The sequence below is a fragment of the Micromonospora sp. WMMD961 genome (genome assembly GCF_029626145.1).
GTDB lineage: Bacteria > Actinomycetota > Actinomycetes > Mycobacteriales > Micromonosporaceae > Micromonospora.
The window spans coordinates 3,996,073-4,016,166 of the sequence record NZ_JARUBJ010000002.1 but is presented as its reverse complement, the minus strand read 5'-3'; the positions used below and the strand labels follow the sequence as shown (position 1 = coordinate 4,016,166).

Genomic DNA, 20,094 nt, shown 5'->3' with positions numbered 1-20,094 from the left:
GAGTGTCCGATAGACCACGCCACGGCGAACCTCCCTCTCACCTCGTTGGAAAAGTCACGAGAAAAACTCGCCGCAGCTTCGCACACGCCCATTACCGACGAGAGAGAGGCTCGGCCAGGGGCGTTATGGAGGGGGTAACCACCTCAGCCGGTACCCGGCGGGTGACACAGCGTCGCCCCGACCGGCGCCGAACCCGGCACGACGGTAGGCCGGCACGACGAGACCCGGGCCCGGCAGGGTACGCCGAGCCCGGGTCGACGGGCGGTTGCCCGACTCAGTCCCGATCGCCCTCGTAGGTGTGGAAGTCGTCGACGAACCGTCGGCGCAGCCGCGGCACCCGGCTGGTCACTCCGAAGTAGCCGCGCGCGCCGAGCAGCGCGAGCCGGCCCACCACCGGTCGGTACATCCGGTCGTCGCCGCTGGTGCCGCTGCGGTTCAACGATTCGGCGACCCGCGCGAAGCCGTACGGCGCCATCACCGCCTCGTAGTCCGCCACGGCCTGGAGCAGGGTCTTGTCACCGGCGGTGGCGCGGGTGAGCTGCTCGCAGAGCAGACGGGCGTCGCGAAGTGCGGTGTTCGCGCCGACACCGCGACCGGGGGTCATGGTGTGGATGGCGTCGCCGAGCATGGTGACGGTGCTGCTCTTCCAGGGAGGCACCGGCTCGGAGGTCGACACCTTGATCGGTAGGGCGCTGGCCGGCTCCGCCCGGGTCAGCAACTCCCGCAGGTCGGGGTGCCAGTTGCTGGTGAGGCCCAGGGCCACCCGTACGAGGTCCTCGCCGCGACGCTCCATCACGTCGGTCGGGAACCGGCGGGCCGTACTCCAGATGATCAGGTTGATGTTGTCGGTGGTGGTGTCCTGGGACAGTCCGGGCCAGTTCCTCAGCAGGGTGGCGTCCGCATCGCTGACGCCGGGTTTGATCGCCCGCGCGGCGTCCCACTTGAACTCCATGACGTGCAGCACGCCCATGATGCCGCCGACGCCGAAGATCAGTGAGATGCCCTGACCGACGCGCTCGGGGACGAGGCCACGGGTGCGGGCGGTCAGCGGAATGCGGGTGGCGATGTTGATGGTGCCGGCGTCGCGGGTGACGGCGTGCGGCAGGTACTGCCGGCGTACCGCCGAGTGGGTGCCGTCCGCCCCGACCAGCAGGTCCCCGGTGGCGGTCGTGCCGTCGGAGAAGTGTGCGGTGACCGTGCCGTCGTCGCGTTGCTCGTAGTGGGTGAAGGTCTTGTCGAAGTGCACCACGTCGTCGAGGTCGGTCAGCAGCACGTGGCGCAGCACCATCCGGGCCACCGAGTGTTCGGTGTGCACCGGGTCGGCGTTCGGCCGCAGCGGAAACGACGCGGTCTGGCGCAACCCCTGGGTGACCACGTTGAAGTAGTGCGGCGGCCGGGCGCAGGTGGCGAGGAAGGTGGCGAACAGTTCCGGGGGCAGGCACTCGCGCAGCGCCCGGCTACCGGTCGGGCCGATGCCGACCCGGTAGCCGAGTAGCCCGTCGGCGCGGTCGCGGTGCCGCTCGTAGACGGCGACGGTGATCCCGGCCCGGCGCAGGCCGTGCGCCAGGCACAGCCCGCCGGTGCCGGCGCCGATGATCAGGACGTGCGGTGGCGCGCCGGACATGTCAACCAGCCGGGTGCGCCGCGGGCGCGTCGGTGCTGACCGGACGTGCCGCCGGCGCGGTGGCCCGTGCCGCCGGCGTGTCGGGGGCGTCCCACCGGTAGAAGCAGTTGGCGATCGCGTCGCGGGGGGAGCGCCAGGTCGGCAGGTACGGCGACGTGTGCGCGGAGAGACGCTCGTTGACCTGCTGGAAGAGCGGGTGGTTGCGGGCCGCCGCGAGGGCGTCCGGGTCGACGTCCGAGGTTTCCAGCACGTGTACGCACAGGTCGTGCAGGCAGTACAGGGACCGGTGCGTGACACCGGTCAGGCCGGGCAGTTCGGTGGCGTCGGATTCGGCGAAGATCTGCGCGACCCGCCCCTCCGAGCCCGGGATGATCCGGCTGACGATCAGTAGACGACTCATGGGACCCCTTCCGCCGGTGGCCTTCCGACCCTCGGATCGGCGCCACGTGCTCTGTGCGCCCACCGTGCCGCAGGGACTGTCACGTCACCGTCACGTGCACCGAGCGGGCGGTGACGGGCGAGCGGTCGTCACGCCCGCCGCCCCGCCGGTGACGGGCGATCGGCGGTGGCGTCCCGGCTGGCCTGGCGGATCGGGGCGAGCGTGTCGTCGAGCAGGGCGCTCATCGCCGGGCTCGGCTCCAGGCGCAGCTCCCTGCGCAGCAGGTCCCGGTAGACGTAGAAGGCGTGCACGGCCTCGAAGGCGTTGCCCTCGGCCAGGTGGATGCGGACGACCAGCCGGTGGGGCGTTTCCCGTAGCGGCTCGGCGGCCATCGCCTCCAGCGCCGCTTCGAGGGCCTCACCGTGCCGCCCAGCGGTGAGGTGTTGCCCGGCCACCTGTTCCAGCATGTGCAGGCGGAGTTGGCGCAGCCGCTCCCGGTCCAGCAGCACCCAGTCGTCGTACCACCCGGGGAGGAGGTCGTGCCGGCCGGCGGCGAGCGCTCCGGCGGCGGTGTCCAGGTCGTCGCCGTCGCGGACCCGGGCCGCGGTGCCGACCAGCTCGTCCACGTCGAGCCGGACCGTCGGGGCGAGCCGTACGGAGTCGCCGGCGACGGTCATCGGGCAGCACGGGTCCTGACGGAGCCGCCACAGCGCGGTGCGCAGGGAGGACAGCGCCCGTTCCTCCGACGCGTCGGGCCAGAGCAGCCCGGCGAGCTGGCTGCGGGTGGCGCCGGGGCGCAGCCCGATCAACGCGATCACCCGTTGCAGCCCGCGGGGCACCACGATCGGCGCCGCGCCGCGCAGCAGCCGGAAGCCGCCGAGCAGGTGCAGTGAGACACCCTCCTCGGGCGGGCCTCCAGCGGTTGGCACGGTCGGATCAGCGGCCACGGCGGCACCCCCTGCGGAACGCTCGTCCCGACTGTCTGCTGTGTCCTGGGTCGGTTGCCCGTGACGCCTCTGTCGACCCCACCGGTGGAGGCGCGACCCCGGCTGTCGGGCGCGGCCCCACCCGACGAGGCCGCCGGGCTGACCACCGTGAAGATTATCAATCGCGGTCACGTTGCGTCAATGTTGGTGTGAACCCTCTATTGGCGACAGTCAACCTGAGATCGGTTCTGAACTGCGCAAACATCCGATCGATCACGCGCTTGCCGCACGGCTGACGCATAGCTGATGCACAGGTTGCGTCAACGCAGCGTCACGAAGGTGCGTCCCTGGCCGCACCTGCGTCGTGACGCCGCCGTGACGAGGACTGCCGCATCGTGTGGGCAGTCGTCCAGCGCGTCCGGGGTCACCCGTCGGCGGCCGGACGCCGTGGGGGGAGGCCCAGTATGGACCGATCGCTGATCGTCGCGAAGGTGGATCCGGCCGCTGCGGAGCGGGTCGCCGAGATCTTCGCCGAGTCGGACGCGACGCAGCTGCCGCGCCTGGTCGGTGTCCGGCACCGCTCGCTGTACCGCCTGCACGACCTCTATGTGCACCTGCTGGAGACCGAGCAGCCGACGGAGGGCGCGGTCGAGGCCGCCCGGGGGCACCCCGAGTTCATCCGGGTCAGCGACCGCCTGCGCCCGTACGTCTCGCCGTACCTGTCGACCTGGCGCTCACCGCGCGACGCCATGGCGCGGTGCTTCTACCGCTTCGACGCCCCGGGAACCGGAGGGCGGTCGTGACGGCCACCGCGCGGCGCGAGGAGCAGCTCTGGTCCCGCTGCGCCGGCTGCGCCAGTCTGCTCTACCGCAAACGGTTGCGCCGCAACCTGGACGTCTGCCCGGAGTGCGGGGAGCATGCCCGACTTGGTGCACCGGAACGCCTGCGCCAACTCGTCGACCCCGGATCGCTGCGCCCCCTGTCCGACCAACTGCCGGCGGAGGACCCGATCGACTTCGTCGACGTGCTGCCGTACCCGCACCGGCTCACCGCCGCGCGGGCCAGCACCGGCCTGGTCGAAGCCGTCGTCTGTGCCACGGCCACCATCGGTGGACACCCGGTCGCGGTGGCGGTGATGGACTTCCGCTTCCTCGGCGGCAGCCTGGGTTGCGCCGTCGGTGAGCTGATCACCCGGACCGCCGAACGGGCGCTGGACGACCGCACCCCGCTCGTCCTGGTGACCGCCTCCGGTGGGGCGCGGATGCAGGAGGGCGCGCTGTCGTTGATGCAGATGGCCACCGTCAGCCAGGCCATCGCCGCACTACGCGAAGCGGGTCTGCTCACCGTGAGCGTCCTCACCGACCCGACCTACGGTGGGGTGGCCGCGTCGTTCGCCACCAACACCGACCTGGTGCTCGCCGAGAGCGGCGCGCGGATGGGCTTCGCCGGCCCTCGGGTGATCCGTCAGGTGACCGGCCGGGCGCTGCCGGAGGGCTTCCAGACCGCCGACTTCCTGCTCCGGCACGGGCAGGTCGACATGGTGGTGCAGCGCCGGTCACTGCGCGCACGGCTGGTGGCGCTGCTCGCCGCGACCCGGGCGACCCGTCCACCCGTACCCCGGCAGGAGCCGGCGCCGCGCCGCGAGCGCCTCGCCGACGACGCGGCCGCCGCGACGCGGCCGCCGGCCAGCCCGGAAGCGGCCGGAAACCCGGCGGTAGGCGACGCGTGGGACACCGTCCGGATGGCGCGGCACCCCGGCCGGCCGACCACACTGGACTACCTCGACTCGGTCTTCGACGGGTTCGTGGAACTGCACGGCGACCGGCTCGGCGGGGACTGCCCGGCCGTGGTGGGTGGCGTGGCCCGGCTGGCCGGCCGACACGTGATGGTCATCGGTCACCAGAAGGGGCACACCACCGCCGAACTGGTGGCCCGCAACTTCGGCATGGCCAGCCCGGCCGGGCACCGCAAGGCGCTGCGGTTGATGCGCCTGGCCGCCCGGCTCGGCCTGCCGGTGGTGACCCTGGTGGACACGCCCGGCGCAGATCCCGGGGTGAACGCCGAGGAGCAGGGCCAGGCGGCGGCCATCGCGGAGAACATTCTCACCCTCACCGTGCTGCCCACCCCCGTCCTGGCGGTCATCACGGGGGAGGGCGGCAGCGGGGGCGCACTGGCCCTCGCCGTCGCCGACCGGGTGCTGATGCTGGAGAACGCGGTCTACTCGGTGATCAGCCCCGAGGGCTGTGCGGCCATCCTCTGGCCGGACCGGTCCGCGGCGCCGCAGGCCGCCCGGGCGCTGCGACTGAGCGCGCCCGACCTGTGCCGGCTCGGCGTGGTCGACGAGGTCGTGCCGGAGCCGTCCACCGCCGCGCACGGCGACCCGGCAGAGACCGCGCTCCGGTTGCGGGCCGCCCTGCTGGCGAACCTGCTGCCGCTGCTGGACGTCCCCCCGGCCATGCTGGTCCGACTCCGTCGGCAGCGTTTCCGGCGGTTCGGCGCGATCCGTGGCGGTCAGCGGGCAGGTGCCCGGTGAGCGCCGACAACGGGGCGGTGTCGACCGTCGAGGCGCCCGACGACACCGGGGTGGGCGAGGAGGAGGCACTGGCCGGACTGCGCCGGCAGGCGCAGCACCTGATCGCCGAGCTGGCCGGGCCGGTGCGCCGGATCCGGCTGCGCAGCGGGCCGGCGGTCCTCGAAATCGAGTGGCACCCCGAGAACGCGACCCGACCCGACGTACCCCCTCCGCCGGCCGAGGTGCCGGCACCGCCGGCACCCCGCCCACCGGCGGCGTCGCCCCCACCGTCGGTGCCCGGTCGCGCCGCGGTGCGGGCACCGATCGTCGGCACCTTCTACCGGTCGCCGGAGCCGGGCGCGGGACCGTTCGTCTCGGTGGGGGACCTTGTCCGCCCGGGCCAGCCGGTCGCCATCGTCGAGGCGATGAAGCTGATGAACGAGGTGACCGCCGACCGTGCCGGTCGGGTGGTCGCCATCCTCGTCGAGGACGGCCAGCCGGTGGAGTACGACCAGCCGCTGGTGGAACTGGACCCGGCGTGACGGCGCGGAGTGGTTGACGATGTTCGAGACCGTGTTGATCGCCAACCGGGGCGAGATCGCGCTGCGGGTGCTGCGCGCCTGCCGGGAGCTGGGCGTGCGGACGGTGGTGGTCTACTCCGCGGCGGACGCCGACTCGGCGGCCGTCCGGCTCGCCGAACAGGCTGTCCGGATCGGGCCGGCGTCGAGTCGGCGCAGTTACCTCAACGCCGCAGCGATCGTGGAGGCGGCCCGACAGGTGGGCGCGCAGGCCGTACATCCCGGCTACGGGTTCCTCTCCGAGGACGCCGACTTCGCCGAGATCTGCGCGGACAACGGGCTGACCTTCATCGGCCCGCCACCAGCGGTGATGGCCGCGCTGGCCGACAAGTCCTCGGCGCGGGCCCTGATGAGCCGCGCCGGCCTGCCGTTGTCCCCGGGCAGCGTCGCACCGGTGCCGACCGCCGCCGCAGCCGCCGAGGTGGCCGAGGCCGTCGGCTATCCGGTGATCGTGAAGGCCGCCGCCGGGGGCGGTGGCCGGGGCATGACCGTGGTGCACACCCCGGGCGAGCTGCGTCGGGCGTACACCCGGACCCGCGCCGCCGCCCAGGCCGCCTTCGGCGACGACCGGGTGTACGTCGAGCGTTACCTCACCGAGGCTCGGCACGTCGAGGTGCAGGTGCTCTGCGACTCGCACGGGAACGGGGTGCACCTGGGCACCCGGGACTGCTCGGTGCAACGCCGGCACCAGAAGTTGGTGGAGGAGGCCCCCGCCCCGGCGCTGCCCGCCGCCGTCCTCGACACCATCGCCGAAACGGCACTGCGGGGTGCGCTCGAGGTCGGCTTCGTCGGTGCCGGCACGCTGGAGTTCCTTGTCGACGCCGAGGAACAGTTCCACTTCCTGGAGATCAACTGCCGGATTCAGGTGGAGCATCCGGTCACCGAGATGGTCACCGGGATCGACCTGGTGCACGAGCAACTGCACATCGCCGCCGGGGTGCCACTGCGCTGGCGTCAGGAGGAGATCCGCCTGCGCGGTGTGGCGGTGGAGTGCCGGGTCAACACCGAGGACCCGGGGCGTGGCTTCGCGCCCACCCCCGGCCGGTTGGAGCGGTTCACCCCGCCCGGCGGCCCGTTCACCCGGGTGGACACCCACGCCAGCGCCGGCTACGTGATCGGCCCCTGGTACGACTCGCTGCTGGCGAAGGTGATCGTCTGGGCTCCCGATCGGGAGCTGGCCCTCAACCGGCTGGAGCGTGCCCTCGACGAGTTCGACATCGCCGGGCCGGGCCTGCACACCACCATCCCGTTCGTCCGGCAGGTGCTCGACGACGCCGCATTCCGCAAGGGCCGCTACACCACGGGCCTGGTCGACCGTCTGCTCGGTGTGCCCGGTGCGGCACCCGCGCAGCGGCCGACAGCCACCCCCGCACCGCGCCCCGCGTCCGCCGCGACGCCCGACGTAACCAACAGGAGGACCCGATGACCGTCACCCATGGTCGCCCGATGACCGCCGAGATCACCGACATCCTGGTGGCGCACTGCGGGCTCGACGCCGACGCCGCGGCCCGGGCGCCCGCCGCGTCGCTGGAGGAACTGGGCATGGACTCACTCGCCCTGCTGGAACTCTCCGCCGTCGTCGCCGACCGGTGGCAGGTGAGCATCCCCGAGCAGGCCGGGCAGCTGAGCATCTCGGCGGTGGCCGACCTGGTCGCCGACCGCGCCGACCCGCCCGGGCACACCGAGAACAGCGTGGTCATCGACGCACCGCTCGCGGTGGTCTGGGAGGTCACCAACGACGTGGCGAACTGGACCGAGCTGTTCACCGAGTACGCCGTGGTGGAGATCCTGCACCGCGACGGGCACACGGTGCGGTTCCGGCTCACCATGTACCCGGACGAGAACGGGGTGTCCTGGAGCTGGGTCAGTGAACGCACCGCCGACCCGGTGAGCCGTCAGGTGCGGGCGCACCGGGTGGAGACCGGGCCGTTCGAGTACATGCGGATCCACTGGCGCTACACCGAGGAGGCCGGCGGCACCCGGATGACCTGGACGCAGGACTTCGCGATGAAGCCGACCGCGCCCGTCGACAACGCCGCGATGACCGAGCGGATCAACACCAACAGCGTCATCCAACTCGCAGTGATCAAGGACCGGGTGGAGCGGATCGCCCGGCAGCGCGCCGACCAGGGCCACCCGGCGGCCGGCGACGAGTTGACGGAGGCCGACGATGAGTGACCTGAGCACCCGGCCGATCGCCGCCCGGGACGTACCCGCCGACCGGCGGCGCGGCGGTGAGCTGCGGGTGCTGCTGGGCCCCCGCACCGTCGGCAGCACCTCGGGGTTCCTCGGGGTGGCCACCCTCGCGCCGGGGGAACGGATCGCCGAGCACTACCACCCGTACAGCGAGGAGTTCCTGTACCTGGTGCGCGGCGCGATCACCGTCGACCTGGACGACCAACCGACGCTGCTGGCCGCCGGCGAGGGCCTGTTCGTGCCCGTGAACGTGCGGCACCGACTGCGCAACACCGGCGTCGAGCCGGCCGAGGTGGTCTTCCACCTGGGTCCGCTCGCCCCACGCCCCGAGTTGGGGCACGTCGACACCGAGTTGGTCGAGCAGCGGGGCATGTCGTGAGCGCGAGGAGTGAGCCGGTTTTGCGAGCCCCGCAGTCGCGAACAGAGGTGACGCGATGACCGGACGCCGCACGGTGGTGACCGGAATCGGGGTGGTCGCCCCGGGTGGCGCGAGCCGGGACCGGTTCTGGAAGACCATCACCGAGGGGCGGACCGCCACCCGGCGGATCAGCTTCTTCGACCCGTCGCCGTTCCGGTCGCAGATCGCCGCGGAGTGCGACTTCGACCCGGTCGCGGCGGGGCTCACCGAGGCCGAGCGTCGCCGGGCCGACCGGTACGTGCAGTTCGCGCTGGCCTGCTCCGCCGAGGCGGTCGCCGACGCCCAGTTGGTGCTCACCGACGCGGAGCGGGACCGGGCCGGGGTGGTGCTGGGCACGGCCGTGGGCGGCACGATGGCGTTGGAGCAGGAGTACGTGACGGTCAGCGAACACGGCCGGCGGTGGCTGGTCGACGCGGCGCGCGGTGGCCCGTACCTCTATCAGGCGTTGGTGCCCAGCAGCCTCGCCGCCGACGTGGCCTGCCGGCACGGGTGGCACGGCCCGGCGCAGGTGGTGTCGACCGGTTGTACCTCCGGCATCGACGCCATCGGGTACGCCCACCAGATGATCGTGGACGGTGAGGCGGACGTGATGCTGGCCGGCGCGTCGGACTCGCCGATCTCGCCGGTCACGGTGGCCTCGTTCGACGCGATCAAGGCGACCAGCCCGGACAACGACGACCCGGCGCACGCCTCCCGCCCGTTCGACGCCGACCGGCACGGGTTCGTGCTGGCCGAGGGTGGGGCGGTGCTGGTGCTGGAGGAGGCCGGGCACGCCCTGCGGCGGGGGGCGCACATCTACTGCGAGGTGGCCGGGTACGCCAGCCGCAGCAACGGCTACCACATGACCGGGTTGCGGCCGGACGGGGTGGAGATGAGCCTCGCCGTGACCGATGCGCTCGAACAGGGCCGGATCATCCCGGAGCAGGTGTCGTACATCAGCGCGCACGGGTCGGGGACCCGGCAGAACGACAGGCACGAGACGGCCGCGTTCAAGCGGGCGCTGGGTCAGCGCGCGTACCAGGTGCCGATCAGTTCGATCAAGTCGATGGTCGGGCACTCGCTGGGTGCGATCGGGTCGATCGAGATGGCCGCGTGCGCCCTCGCCATCGAGTTCGGCGTGGTACCGCCGACGGCGAACTGGAGCACCCGGGACCCGGAGTGCGACCTGGACTACGTACCGAACGAGGCGCGGGAGGTCCCGGTGGACGTGGCCCTCTCGGTCGGCAGCGGGTTCGGCGGTTTCCAGTCGGCGATGGTGTTCCGCCGACTTCCCGGGAGCGTGCCGGCGTGAGCGCCGTGGGGCAACATGACGGCGCGGGCGCCCCTCGGCAGCGCGACGGGACGGGCGCCCCGATGGCTCGGGCGGTGGTGACCGGGATCGGGGTGGTGGCGCCGAGCGGCATCGGCGCGGACGCGCACTGGCGTACGGTGCTGGCCCGCACCCGGCGGACCGGACCGATCACGTTGTTCGACCCGTCCGGCTACCCGACCCGCAACGGCGGGGAGGTGCCCGGCTTCACCCCGGACTCCTACGCGGACAGTCGACAGTTGGTGCAGACCGACAGGTGGACGCACCTCGGTTTCGCCGCCACCCGGCTGGCGCTGGCCGATGCCGGCCTGCCCGAGCGGGCACCCGACCCGTACGGCTACGCGGTGACCCTGGCCAGCTCGTCCGGGGGCAACCTGTTCGGCCAGCGGGAGCTGCAACGGCTCTGGGGTGGGACGTCGCGGACGGTCGGGGCGTACCAGTCGATCGCCTGGTTCTACGCCGCCAGCGTCGGGCAGCTCTCCATCCACCACCAGTTCAAGGGCCCGAGCGGGGTCCTCGTCGCGGAGGCAGCCGGCGGGCTGGACAGTCTCGCGCACGCGGCCCGGGCGGTGCGCCGGGGCACCCCGGTGGTGGTAGCCGGGGCGACCGAGTGCCCGCTGAGCCCGTACGCGCTGGCGTGCCAGTTGCGCTCCGGCCTGCTCAGTGACGTGGCCGACCCGGAGCGGGCGTACCGGCCGTTCGACGCGGCGGCCAGCGGCTACCTGCCGGCCGAGGGGGGAGCGGTGTTCGTGGTGGAGGAGCTGGGGCACGCCCTGGCTCGGGGGGCCCGGGTCTACGGCGAGGTGAGTGGTTGGGGTTCCACCCACGACGCCGCGCACACCACTGCGGACAGCGCCGGCGATCCGAGGCAGTACGCGCGGGCGATGCGGCAGGCCCTGGACCGGGCCGGCGTCGCGGGGGCCGGGATCGACGTGGTGCTGCCCGACGCGCTCGGGGTGCCCCGCTACGACCGCAGCGAGGCCGAGGCGTTGCGTGCGGTGTTCGGTGACCGACCGCCGCCGGTGACGACGCAGAAGCCGCTGACCGGGCGGGCGTACCAGGGTGGGTCGGCGTTGGACGTGGCGACCGCGCTGCTCGCCTTCGCGCACGACACGTTGCCGGCCTCGGCCGGTCCGGACGAGGTGGCCGACGGGTGTGAGCTGGACTTCCTGCGCGAGCACCGTCGGCCGCGCAGCCGCCTCGCGCTGGTCTGCGCGCGCGGCTTCGACGGCTTCAACAGCGCGCTGGTCCTGCGCGGGGCCGCGCCGACGAGGGGAGAAACGTCATGAGCGAGCAGCGGGCCCGGGTGGTCTTCCTGGTGCGGGTGCCGGTGCCGCGCACCGAGGCGTTCCTCGCCGCCTACGAGCAGGTGCGGCATCTGGTGGCCGGCGGGGTGCCGGGGCACCTGGTCGACCAGGTGTGCCGGTCGTCGACCGACCCGGAGCAGTGGTTGATCACCAGTGAGTGGGCGAGCCTGGCCGACTTCGAGACCTGGGAACGCAGCCCGGAGCACCGGGATCTGGTGCGTCCTATGCGGGAGTGCTTCACCGACGCCCGTTCCCTGCGCTTCCACATCCACGCCCAGACGCCCGCACTCGCCTGAGGGTCCACGCCGGCTGGATGATCGCGCTCGCCCGGATGATCGCGCCCGACCGTGATGTGGTGGCCTCGCCGTGGTCCGACCGCGCCGGCGACGGCGGTAGGGCCGTGAGGGAGAGCTGTCAGGGTAGATCTTGGACAGTTTCCGTGACGACGTGACGGAAACTGTCCGAGATTGCCGGCCGGCGGGGAGGTGGCGTGTACGGCGACAACCTCCGGTGGGAGGCCTGCAGGCGGGGTCGGGTAATCCGCGCGCGCCCTGCGAGGCTCGACACTCCGTCAAGAACGCGTAGGGTTCCAGAGCCATGAAGGTACTGATCTCGGTGGACCTGGAAGGCATCTCAGGGATCGTGCATCCCACCGAGACGAATCCGGATCGGTACGACTACGAGCGCGGTCGGGCGTTGATGACGGCCGAGGCGAACGCGGTGATCGCTGGGGTCCTCGATGCCGAACCCGAGGCGGTGGTGTGGGTCGCCGACGCACACGGGACGTTCCGGAACATCCTGCCGGAGGACCTCGACCGGCGCGCTCACCCGGTGCGGGGCGCACCCCGCCCGCTGGGCATGCTGGCCGGGCTGGACGAGCACACGGACGCCGTTCTGTTCGTCGGCTATCACGCTCGGGCCGGTGCCGGACCCGCCGTGCTGGCACACACGATGAGTGACGCCATCCTCGACGTGCGGGTAGCCGGACGATCGCTGGGCGAGATCGGCCTCAACGTCGCCATGGCGGGGCACCTGGACGCGCCGGTCGTTCTGCTCAGCGGCGACGACACCGCCTGCACGGAGTTCAGTGAGATGGTGCCCTCGGCGGTCACCGTGCCCGTCAAGCAGACCCTGGGGCAGGCCGCCGCGGTGGCCCTGCATCCGCAGGAGGCACGGGAGCGGCTGCGCCCCGCCGCCGCCGCCGCGATCGCACGGCGCGCCTCGATCCCGCCGGTCACAGTGGCTGGACCAGTGGACGTCGAGGTCGACCTGTACGGCCCCTTCATGGTCGACCTGGCGGTGCTGGTGCCGGGCGTGGCCCGCGTCAGCGGCGGCCGGACGGTCGCCTTCCAAACCGCGGACTTCGCCGACGCGTACCGGTTGGTCCAGTTGCTCGTCCACCTCGCCGGTATCAAGCCCGGCTAGCGTCGCCGGCACGTACCGGCCGCCCGGCTCACCCGCCGACCGAGTGGCCATCGGCCGTCCGGGTGAGGCCGCGCGACGGTGGTACGAGGCGTCATGCCACGGTGACACTCCGCCTAGGCGCACGCCTGATCCTGCCCGCCGAACGGGCTGTCGGCAATCCGGCTGGCCGCTCCTTTTGATCCATCCATTTGCATCTAGCAATGGTCCTGTGCGCGTCGTATGGTTCCCCGCAGCACCCCGACAAGCGTACGTCATGGGCATTTTTGCCCTATTTGATGCTGGGCGGTGAACAGCAGTGGCGGCAGAAAATCCTACGGCGACGGACCCGGGTTGGGTGGACGAAGTCCTGTTCGCAGGCCGTCCGACCGACATTTGTCTCCGTCTACCCGAACCTGTCGACCGGGCCTCCCTGCACCAGATGGTCGTCACCGCGCAGGACCGGCTCGTCGGGGCCGGGCTGCGTCCCGGTGGCGCGGCCGTGCTGCGGCTGCCACCGTCGCTGGCGTACGTGGTGAACCTGCTCGCCACCTGGCGCGCCGGGGCGCAGGCGATCCTGCTCGACCACCGGCTGACCGACCACGAGGTGGACCGCGCCCTGGTTCGGCTCACCCCGCAGGTGGTGGTCGCGCCGATCCGCAGCGGCGGCGGCGCGTTGAAGGTCTTCGTCGACGTCACCGAGGGCGTCACCCGGTACGCCGACGGGCCTGCGCTCAGTGGCCACGCCGTGATCCAACTCAGCTCCGGCTCCACCGGCCCGTCCAAGGTGATCGGCCGCACCGCCGCCGACCTGGTCGCCGAGGTGCGCCGCTACACACGGATCGACGGCGTGGCGCTGCCCGGCGAGCGGATCATCCTGCTGCCCTCGATGGTGCACGTGCTCGGCCTGGTCGGTGGTCTGCTCTACGGGCTGCACGCCGGGGTCGAGCTGGTGCCGCCGCAGCGGCTCAGCGGTGACGCCGTGCTGGCCGCGATCGCCGCTGACACGACGCCGGCCACAGTGCTGGGCGTACCGTTCCACATCGGACTGCTGGCGTCCACCCGGCCGACCGGTCCGCTGCCGCAGCTACGGCGGATGACCACCGGCGGCGAGCTGGTGCCGGCCGCGGTCGCCCGGGCGTTCACCGACCGGTACGGCGTGCCGCTGGGCAACATGTACGGCATGACCGAGGTCGGTGTGATCGGCACCGACCTGCACGGATCACACCGACCGTCGATCGCCCCGGCGCCCGGCATCGAGGTCCGCGAGTCCGGCGGCGAGCTGTGGGTGTCCTGCCCGACGTCGCCGTACGTCGGGCTGAGCGACCCGACCCGCTGGGCCGACGGCTGGCTGCACACCCGCGACGCCGGCACCGTCGACCCCGACACCGGCCTCGTCACCGTGCGCGGCCGACTCGACTCCCAGGTCTCCGTGGGTGGCATGAAGGTCGACCTGACCGAGGTGGAGGCGACAGTCGCCGAGCTGCCCGGGGTGGCCGCCACGGTGGTCGTGTGGGACGACGGCATCACCGCGTACGTCCAACCGGACGGCCCACTGTCGGAGGAGACGCTGGACAAGCTCCTCGCCGAACGGTTGGCCGGCTACAAGCGCCCTCGGGTGCTGCGCCTGCTCGACCAGCTGCCCCGCACCACCACCGGCAAACTCGTCCGCTCGACGGACGCGCTGCGCTCGGCGGCCACGTCGTGACCGGGCCACCGCACCACAGCGACCTCGACCTGTTCCGTCGCCTGCACCGCGACGGCGAGGACGACATCCCCGCCCAGCGGCGGGTGGCCGACCCGCACGGCCTCGGCGCCGGGCACCGGTCGCCACGGCCACCCCGGCGACGGCATCTGCCGACGCAACCCACCGCCGCGCAGCCCTCGCCCGAGCGCCTTGCCCACCGCCTCCTTCGCGGTCCACAGCCGCAGGAAGTTCACCACCCGGCCGGCCTCGGGCCGACCGGCCAACCAGGCCGACTCAGCCGGCGGAAACCAGCGGCGGGCCAGCGCGAGCGCGGGCAGCGGACGGATCCGCTCCACGTCCACCCCGACCGCGCCGGCCCGGCGGGCGGCGACCACCACGATCCCGGCGGTACGGCTGACGCTGACCGCCAGCTCGACCTCGTCGACCCGGACAACTGGCCGTCCATAACGGTCGTGCGCCAGCACCACAGCGGTCTGCGCGCGACCGAGCAGCAGAGCAACCGCCCGCCGCACCAGCACAGCGGCCGGATCCGGCTGACCGCCGGTGTCCCGGCCGACCCACACGTAGACGGTGTCCCGACCGGAAACCGTCAGCTGACCCACGCAGAGAGGGTATCCATGAGAGCCGAGGTCCGCGCCTTCGTCGTCGAGCAGCTCGCCGACATGAACTACGACGTCGAGGGGCTCGACGACGACACCACACTCGGTCCCGCCGGCGTCGACCTGGAGTCGCTCGCCCTGGCCGACCTGTCCGTCCGGGTCGAGGACCGGTACGGCGTGACGTTCGCCGACGACGAATCGGAGCAGCTGGCCCTGATGACGGTCGGCGAGTTCACCACCATGGTCGCCAACCGCGTCGCCGAGGCGACGAGCGGTGCGGCGGCGACGAGCGGTGCGGCGGCGACGAGCGGTGCGGCGGCGACGAGCGACAACGCCTGATGGGCGGTCAGCCCGACCTGGGGCGAGCTGACCTACTGACCATGCTCGCCGAACTCACCGCGAAACCGGCTGCCGAGGTGCCCGACCGGGTCGGCTCGATGGAGCTTGCCTGGCTGGTGCACCTCGTCGAGCAGCGCTACGACCGACGGCTCGACCTCACCGACGACGAGCTGGCCGCAATCCGTACCGTCGACGACGCCCTGGCGGTGTTCCGGGCGTCGCTGACGACCTCCGCAGATGGCTGAGCGGCGCGTCGCGCAGCTCACCGGCGTACACGCGGTCAGTGCCCTGGGTCGGGGTGCCGAGGCGCAGCTCGCCGGGGCGCTGGCCGGTGTTCCGGCGTTCGGCGCGGTACGCCGCTTCGACACCGCCGCCCGCCGGGTCACCGTGGCGGCCACAGTGCCCGATGTCGGAACGCTCCCCGACGAGTTGGCCGCTGCGGTCGACGCGGCCTGCGGCGCGGCCGGCCTGACCGGTGCGCAGCGCGTCGGGTGCGCCCTGCTGCTCGCCGTGCACGGCGGCCCGGTGCCGGGGGTGGGCGTGGCCCCGGGCGCGCTCGCCGACCAGCTCGCGGCCCGCTGTGGACTGTCGGGGCACACCCGCGTCTACACCAGCGCGTGCGTGTCGGCGAGCACGGCGGTGGCCGACGCGGCGACGGTGATCAGCCGGGGTGACGCCAACCGGGTGGTGGTCGCCGCCGGGTACCTGGTGGAGTCGGACCAGTTCGCGCTCTTCGACGCCGGTCGGGCCCTCGCGGTCGACGGGGCCGTCCGCCCGTTCAGCGCCGGCCGACGCGGGCTGCTGCTCGGCGACGGCGTGGTCGCGGTGGTCCTCGAATCCAGCGTCGGGTGTCGGCACGGGGCCGAACCGCTGGCCACCGTTGCCGGCTGGGGGCGGGCCGGGGACGCCTTCCACCCGTGCCAGCCGGATCCGACCGGGGCCGGGATGGCCCGTGCGGTCGACGCCGCGCTGCGCCGGGCCGGGCTGCCGCCGGAGGCCGTCGGCTACGTCAACGCCAACGCCACCGGCACCGCCCAGAGCGACGCCGCCGAGGCCGCCGCCCTGCGCCGGGCCCTCGGCGGGTACGCCGCGCAGGTGCCGGTCAGCTCCACGAAATCGGTGCACGGGCACGCGCTGGAGGCGTCCGGGCTGCTCGAACTGGTGGTCACCGCGCTCGCGCTGCGGCGTGGCGACCTGCCGGTCAACGCCGGCTGGCTGGCCCCGGACGAGGCGTGCCCCCTGGACGTCATCACCGACCAGCCCCGCCGGACGACAGCTACCCATGCGTTGACACTCAACGCGGCGTTCGGTGGCGCCAACACCGCCCTGCTGGTCGGCGCGCCGTGACCGCCCCCGAGACCCAACGGTCGTCCGGTGTCCGCGCCGACGAACCCGACCGGATGAGCGGGTCCAGGACAGAGCCGGGCGTGGTGGCGCGGGCACGGTGGCCGGAGGCCGGTGACGACGAGCAGGCACCGGGAGTTCCGGGGTTCGTCTGCTCGCAGTTCGCGCCCGTCGCGGTGGCGGTGGCGGAGCGGTGTCTGCGACGGGGGTACGGGTCGGCGGGAGTGCCCGCCGGGGTGCGGACGGGGATCGTGCTGGTCAGCGCCAGTGGCGACCTCGTCAGCGCGGAGCACGTACGGGCCACCGTCGAGGCCGGCGGCCGGGTCGGGCCGCTGTTCTTCTTCCAGTCCGTGCCGAACAGCGTCGTCGGGCACATCGCGGCGCGCTGGGGCCTGCGGGGCCCGGTGGTCTGCCTGAGCCCGACCGGTGACCCGTACACCGACGGCACCGCCGAGGCGGACCTGCTGCGCGACGACGGCGACGCCGACGAGGTGTTGCTGATCCTGATCGAACAGGCACCCGACGCGCCGACCGAGGCGGTCGCGGTTCTGCTGGGGGGAGAGGGACGACCATGAGGAAACGAGGACTACGCGCCGCGTTGGCCGCCGACACCGAGGTGGGCGCGGGCAACGTGCTGGCCCGGGTGCTGGCGCACGGCGCCGACCCGGACGGACCCGGGCTGACGTTCGACACCGCCGTCGACGGGCACCCGGCCGAGACGCCGCTCACGCTGGGCCGGCTCGACGAGCGGGTCGCCGCCCGCGCCGCCTGGCTGCACGAGCACGGGGTACGCCCCCGCGACCCGGTCGCCGTCTGGGCCACCGCCGCCGCCGACATGGTGCTCAGCTTCCTGGCGCTGGCCCGCCTCGGAGCCATCCCGGCGCTGATGAACGGCAAGCTCCGCCCGGAGATCGCCGCCGAGTACATCCGCCGACTGCGGTGCGTCGGGGTGCTCGCCGACGACGCGCACACCGCGCTGCTGGCCGGGCACGACCTGGGCGTACCGTTGCTCGGCACCCCCGCGCAGGCCGGCACGGGTGACCCGTCCGGCGCTCCGGCGCACTACCGGCACCACCCGGACGACCCGATCGTGATCACCCACACCTCCGGGACGACCGGGGTGCCCAAGGCGGTGCTGCACTCGCACGCCAGCCTCTTCGCCGCCACCCGACACCTGCTCACCATGCCCCAGGCGCAGGGCACCAGTCGGATCCTCAACGCGTTACCCGCCCCGCACACCGCGACGGTGCTGATGGTCAACCAGGCGCTGGGCAACTCCGCGGAGATGCTCCTGTTGTCCGAACAGGACGGTGAGCGGGTGCTCGACGCGATCCAACGCTGGCGCCCCGACGGTGTGTTCGGCTTCTCGGTCACCTGGGCGGAGCTGGCCCGTTTCGACCTGTCCGGGTACGACCTGGACTCGGTGCGGCTGTGGTTCAACACCGGCGACGCCTCGCACGAGCCGCACATCCGCCGCCTCGTCGCCGTCGGCTGGCACGACACCGTCACCCGCGACGGGGTGGCGACGGTGCCCGGCTCGGTCTTCATCGACGGGCTGGGCTCCAGCGAGATGGGGCACTCGATGTTCCACATCACCCACCGCGCCGACACCGACCGGTACGGCCGCTGCATCGGCCGCCCGTACCGGTTCGCGACGGTCGCGGTCCTCGACGCCGACGGTGAGCCGGTGCCGACCGGTGAGGTGGGTTTCCTGGGCATCGACTCGCCGTCGCTGTTCCGGGGCTACTGGAACGACTCGGCCACCACGTACCGGTTCCGTCAGCGCGGCTGGTATCTGACCGGCGACCTGGTCCGCGCGGACGCCGACGGCCGCTACTACCACCTGGACCGGGCGGTGGACTCGGTGGACGCCGGTGACGGGCGACGCCTCTACACCGCGCTGAGCGAGGAGCGGATCCTCGCCGCCTGCCCGGACGTCACCGACTGCACTGTGGTGATCGTCGCCGAGGCCGGCGGTGTGGTCACCGACGTGTTGCTGGAGTTGGCCGCCGGCGCCGACGAGGCCGAGGACCGCACCGAGCGGGTCCGGACGGCCCTCGGCCCGGACGTCGGCACGACGCTGCGTCGGGTCGTGCCGGTGCGCTCCGCCGACATTCCGGTCACCGTGACCGGCAAGGTCCGCAAGGTGGTCCTGCGGGAGCGCTACCTGGCCGAGGCCAGTTCGTGACCGCCCTGATCACCGGGATGGGTCTGTTCACCCCGGTCGGGCGGGGTGTCGAGGAGACCTTCGACGCGCTCACCACCGGCCGTTCCGGGCTGACCCGCCCGCCCGACGGGCACCCGGTCAGCGAGTCGTTGGACGTCGCCGGTCTGTTGCCCGACATCGACCCGCGTACCGTCGCGTCCGGGCCGGAGACCCGGGTGCTGGACCGGATCGTGGTGCTCGCCCTGCTCGCCGCCGCCGACGCGCTCGCCGACGCCGGCATCGAGGTGGGCCGCGACGTCGACCCCGAGCGGATCGGGGTGATCGTCGGAGGGGTCGGCGGGATGGCCACGCTGGAGGCGCAGGTGCTGGCCCGCGCGGCCCGCGGCCGCGCCGCCGTCAGCCCGTACCTGCTCACCGGGATCCTGCCGAACATGCCGGCCGCGCGGATCGCCATCGCGCACGGCATCCGGGGCTACAGCTCCTCGGTCGGCACCGCCTGCGCCTCCGGCGCGCAGGCGGTCGGCGACGCGGTCCGACTGATCGCCGGCGGGGAGGCCGACGTGGTGCTGTGCGGGGCCAGCGAGGCACCCCTGTTCCCGACCTTCGCCGACACCTTCGGCAACGCCCGGGCCCTGGCCCGAGCAGGCGACGACCCGGCCCGCGCCAGCCGACCGTTCGACACCTCCCGCACCGGGTTCGTGTTGGCCGAGGGCGCCGCGCTGCTGGTCCTCGAAGACGCCGAGCACGCCGCCGCGCGCGGCGCGACCGGGTACGCCGAGGTGGCTGGCTTCGGGGCGACCACCGACGCGTACCACCCGACCGCGCCCCGCCCGGACGGTGCCGGCGCGGCTGCCTGCATCCGCCGTGCGCTGCGCAGCTCCGGTGTGCCCGCGGCGGCGGTCGGTTACGTCAACGCGCACGGCACCGCCACGAAGCGCGGCGACATCGCGGAGGCCACCGCCCTGGCGGACGTCTTCGGCGTCGGCGGTGTGCCGGTCAGTTCCACCAAGGCGCTCACCGGCCACCTGCTCGGCGCGTCCGGTGTCCTGGAGACGGCGGCCACCGCGTTGGCGCTCGGTCGGGGGCTGTTGCCGCCGACGTACCACCTCGACGACCCGGACCCGGCCTGCCTGGCGGACCACATCCGTGGCGCGCCCCGCAAGGCCGACCCGGAGTACGCGGTGACGAACTCGTTCGGGTTCGGCGGCCAGAACGTGAGCCTGCTGCTCGCGCGTGTCGCCGAGCCGAGGAGGTGATCGACGCGGCATCCCGGGCGGGCACGCCCGG

At 73.1% G+C, this 20,094-nt stretch carries 21 protein-coding genes; 17 read left to right on the top strand and 4 right to left on the bottom strand.

Annotated elements, in window-relative coordinates; all coding sequences use genetic code 11:
- Window positions 1-274: 274 nt before the first annotated feature.
- From O7614_RS18325 to O7614_RS18315, 3 genes are all read right to left on the bottom strand, one after another.
- Window positions 275-1,624: an NAD(P)/FAD-dependent oxidoreductase gene (locus tag O7614_RS18325; RefSeq protein WP_278139677.1), complete on the bottom strand. Its 1,350-nt coding sequence runs from the start codon at window positions 1,622-1,624 to the stop codon at window positions 275-277.
- Between the two features lies 1 nt (window position 1,625).
- Entirely contained in the window at window positions 1,626-2,024 is a 399-nt protein-coding gene (locus O7614_RS18320) for a TcmI family type II polyketide cyclase (protein ID WP_278139676.1), read from the bottom strand.
- Window positions 2,025-2,152: 128 nt separating this feature from the next.
- Window positions 2,153-2,950: a BTAD domain-containing putative transcriptional regulator gene (locus O7614_RS18315; RefSeq protein ID WP_278139675.1), complete on the bottom strand. Its 798-nt coding sequence runs from the start codon at window positions 2,948-2,950 to the stop codon at window positions 2,153-2,155.
- Between the two features lie 443 nt (window positions 2,951-3,393).
- Here O7614_RS18315 and O7614_RS18310 point away from each other — a divergent pair, with 443 nt between their 5' ends.
- From O7614_RS18310 to O7614_RS18260, 11 genes are all read left to right on the top strand, one after another.
- A complete protein-coding gene (locus O7614_RS18310) occupies window positions 3,394-3,732 on the top strand; it encodes a TcmI family type II polyketide cyclase (RefSeq protein ID WP_278139674.1) in 339 nt (112 codons plus the stop codon).
- On the top strand, window positions 3,729-5,462 hold the full coding sequence (locus O7614_RS18305; RefSeq protein WP_278139673.1) for an acetyl-CoA carboxylase carboxyltransferase subunit alpha: 1,734 nt from the start codon (window positions 3,729-3,731) through the stop codon (window positions 5,460-5,462). Before O7614_RS18310 ends, O7614_RS18305 begins: the two co-directional genes overlap by 4 nt.
- Before the next feature lie 17 nt (window positions 5,463-5,479).
- A complete protein-coding gene (gene accB, locus O7614_RS18300) occupies window positions 5,480-5,983 on the top strand; it encodes an acetyl-CoA carboxylase biotin carboxyl carrier protein (protein WP_278142301.1) in 504 nt (167 codons plus the stop codon).
- Window positions 5,984-6,002: 19 nt separating this feature from the next.
- Window positions 6,003-7,445, top strand: coding sequence for an acetyl-CoA carboxylase biotin carboxylase subunit (locus O7614_RS18295; protein WP_278139672.1), 1,443 nt, complete (start codon window positions 6,003-6,005; stop codon window positions 7,443-7,445).
- The gene (locus O7614_RS18290) at window positions 7,442-8,197 is read left to right on the top strand and encodes an SRPBCC family protein (protein ID WP_278139671.1); all 756 of its coding nucleotides are present in this window, start codon (window positions 7,442-7,444) and stop codon (window positions 8,195-8,197) included. Before O7614_RS18295 ends, O7614_RS18290 begins: the two co-directional genes overlap by 4 nt.
- Window positions 8,190-8,594 (top strand): cupin domain-containing protein, encoded by a 405-nt coding sequence (locus O7614_RS18285; RefSeq protein ID WP_278139670.1) that lies wholly within the window; start codon window positions 8,190-8,192, stop codon window positions 8,592-8,594. Before O7614_RS18290 ends, O7614_RS18285 begins: the two co-directional genes overlap by 8 nt.
- A gap of 55 nt (window positions 8,595-8,649) precedes the next feature.
- Window positions 8,650-9,924, top strand: a complete 1,275-nt coding sequence (locus O7614_RS18280; RefSeq protein ID WP_278139669.1) for a beta-ketoacyl-[acyl-carrier-protein] synthase family protein — start codon at window positions 8,650-8,652, stop codon at window positions 9,922-9,924.
- A gap of 62 nt (window positions 9,925-9,986) precedes the next feature.
- Window positions 9,987-11,231, top strand: a complete 1,245-nt coding sequence (locus tag O7614_RS18275; protein WP_278142300.1) for a beta-ketoacyl synthase N-terminal-like domain-containing protein — start codon at window positions 9,987-9,989, stop codon at window positions 11,229-11,231.
- The gene (locus O7614_RS18270; protein ID WP_278139668.1) at window positions 11,228-11,545 is read left to right on the top strand and encodes an antibiotic biosynthesis monooxygenase family protein; all 318 of its coding nucleotides are present in this window, start codon (window positions 11,228-11,230) and stop codon (window positions 11,543-11,545) included. The genes O7614_RS18275 and O7614_RS18270 overlap by 4 nt, the downstream gene beginning before the upstream one ends.
- A 301-nt stretch (window positions 11,546-11,846) precedes the next feature.
- A complete protein-coding gene (locus O7614_RS18265) occupies window positions 11,847-12,674 on the top strand; it encodes a M55 family metallopeptidase (RefSeq protein WP_278139667.1) in 828 nt (275 codons plus the stop codon).
- Window positions 12,675-12,969: 295 nt separating this feature from the next.
- Complete coding sequence (locus O7614_RS18260; protein WP_278139666.1) at window positions 12,970-14,358, top strand: fatty acid--CoA ligase family protein; 1,389 nt, start codon at window positions 12,970-12,972, stop codon at window positions 14,356-14,358.
- Here O7614_RS18260 and O7614_RS18255 read toward each other — a convergent pair.
- Entirely contained in the window at window positions 14,253-14,960 is a 708-nt protein-coding gene (locus O7614_RS18255) for a 4'-phosphopantetheinyl transferase superfamily protein (protein ID WP_278139665.1), read from the bottom strand. The two genes, O7614_RS18260 and O7614_RS18255, sit on opposite strands and share 106 nt — an antisense overlap.
- A 15-nt stretch (window positions 14,961-14,975) precedes the next feature.
- Here O7614_RS18255 and O7614_RS18250 point away from each other — a divergent pair, with 15 nt between their 5' ends.
- Genes O7614_RS18250 through O7614_RS18225 form a run of 6 tightly spaced genes read left to right on the top strand, consistent with a single transcriptional unit; the run spans window position 14,976 to window position 20,063 of the window.
- A complete protein-coding gene (locus O7614_RS18250; RefSeq protein ID WP_278139664.1) occupies window positions 14,976-15,296 on the top strand; it encodes an acyl carrier protein in 321 nt (106 codons plus the stop codon).
- Window positions 15,296-15,541, top strand: a complete 246-nt coding sequence (locus O7614_RS18245) for an acyl carrier protein (protein WP_278139663.1) — start codon at window positions 15,296-15,298, stop codon at window positions 15,539-15,541. Before O7614_RS18250 ends, O7614_RS18245 begins: the two co-directional genes overlap by 1 nt.
- Window positions 15,534-16,643 (top strand): beta-ketoacyl synthase N-terminal-like domain-containing protein, encoded by a 1,110-nt coding sequence (locus O7614_RS18240; protein WP_278139662.1) that lies wholly within the window; start codon window positions 15,534-15,536, stop codon window positions 16,641-16,643. Before O7614_RS18245 ends, O7614_RS18240 begins: the two co-directional genes overlap by 8 nt.
- Window positions 16,644-16,696: 53 nt before the next feature.
- Window positions 16,697-17,215: a beta-ketoacyl synthase chain length factor gene (locus tag O7614_RS18235; RefSeq protein ID WP_278142299.1), complete on the top strand. Its 519-nt coding sequence runs from the start codon at window positions 16,697-16,699 to the stop codon at window positions 17,213-17,215.
- Window positions 17,212-18,828, top strand: coding sequence for a class I adenylate-forming enzyme family protein (locus O7614_RS18230; RefSeq protein ID WP_278139661.1), 1,617 nt, complete (start codon window positions 17,212-17,214; stop codon window positions 18,826-18,828). Before O7614_RS18235 ends, O7614_RS18230 begins: the two co-directional genes overlap by 4 nt.
- Window positions 18,825-20,063: a beta-ketoacyl-[acyl-carrier-protein] synthase family protein gene (locus tag O7614_RS18225; RefSeq protein ID WP_278139660.1), complete on the top strand. Its 1,239-nt coding sequence runs from the start codon at window positions 18,825-18,827 to the stop codon at window positions 20,061-20,063. The genes O7614_RS18230 and O7614_RS18225 overlap by 4 nt, the downstream gene beginning before the upstream one ends.
- Window positions 20,064-20,094: the final 31 nt, after the last annotated feature.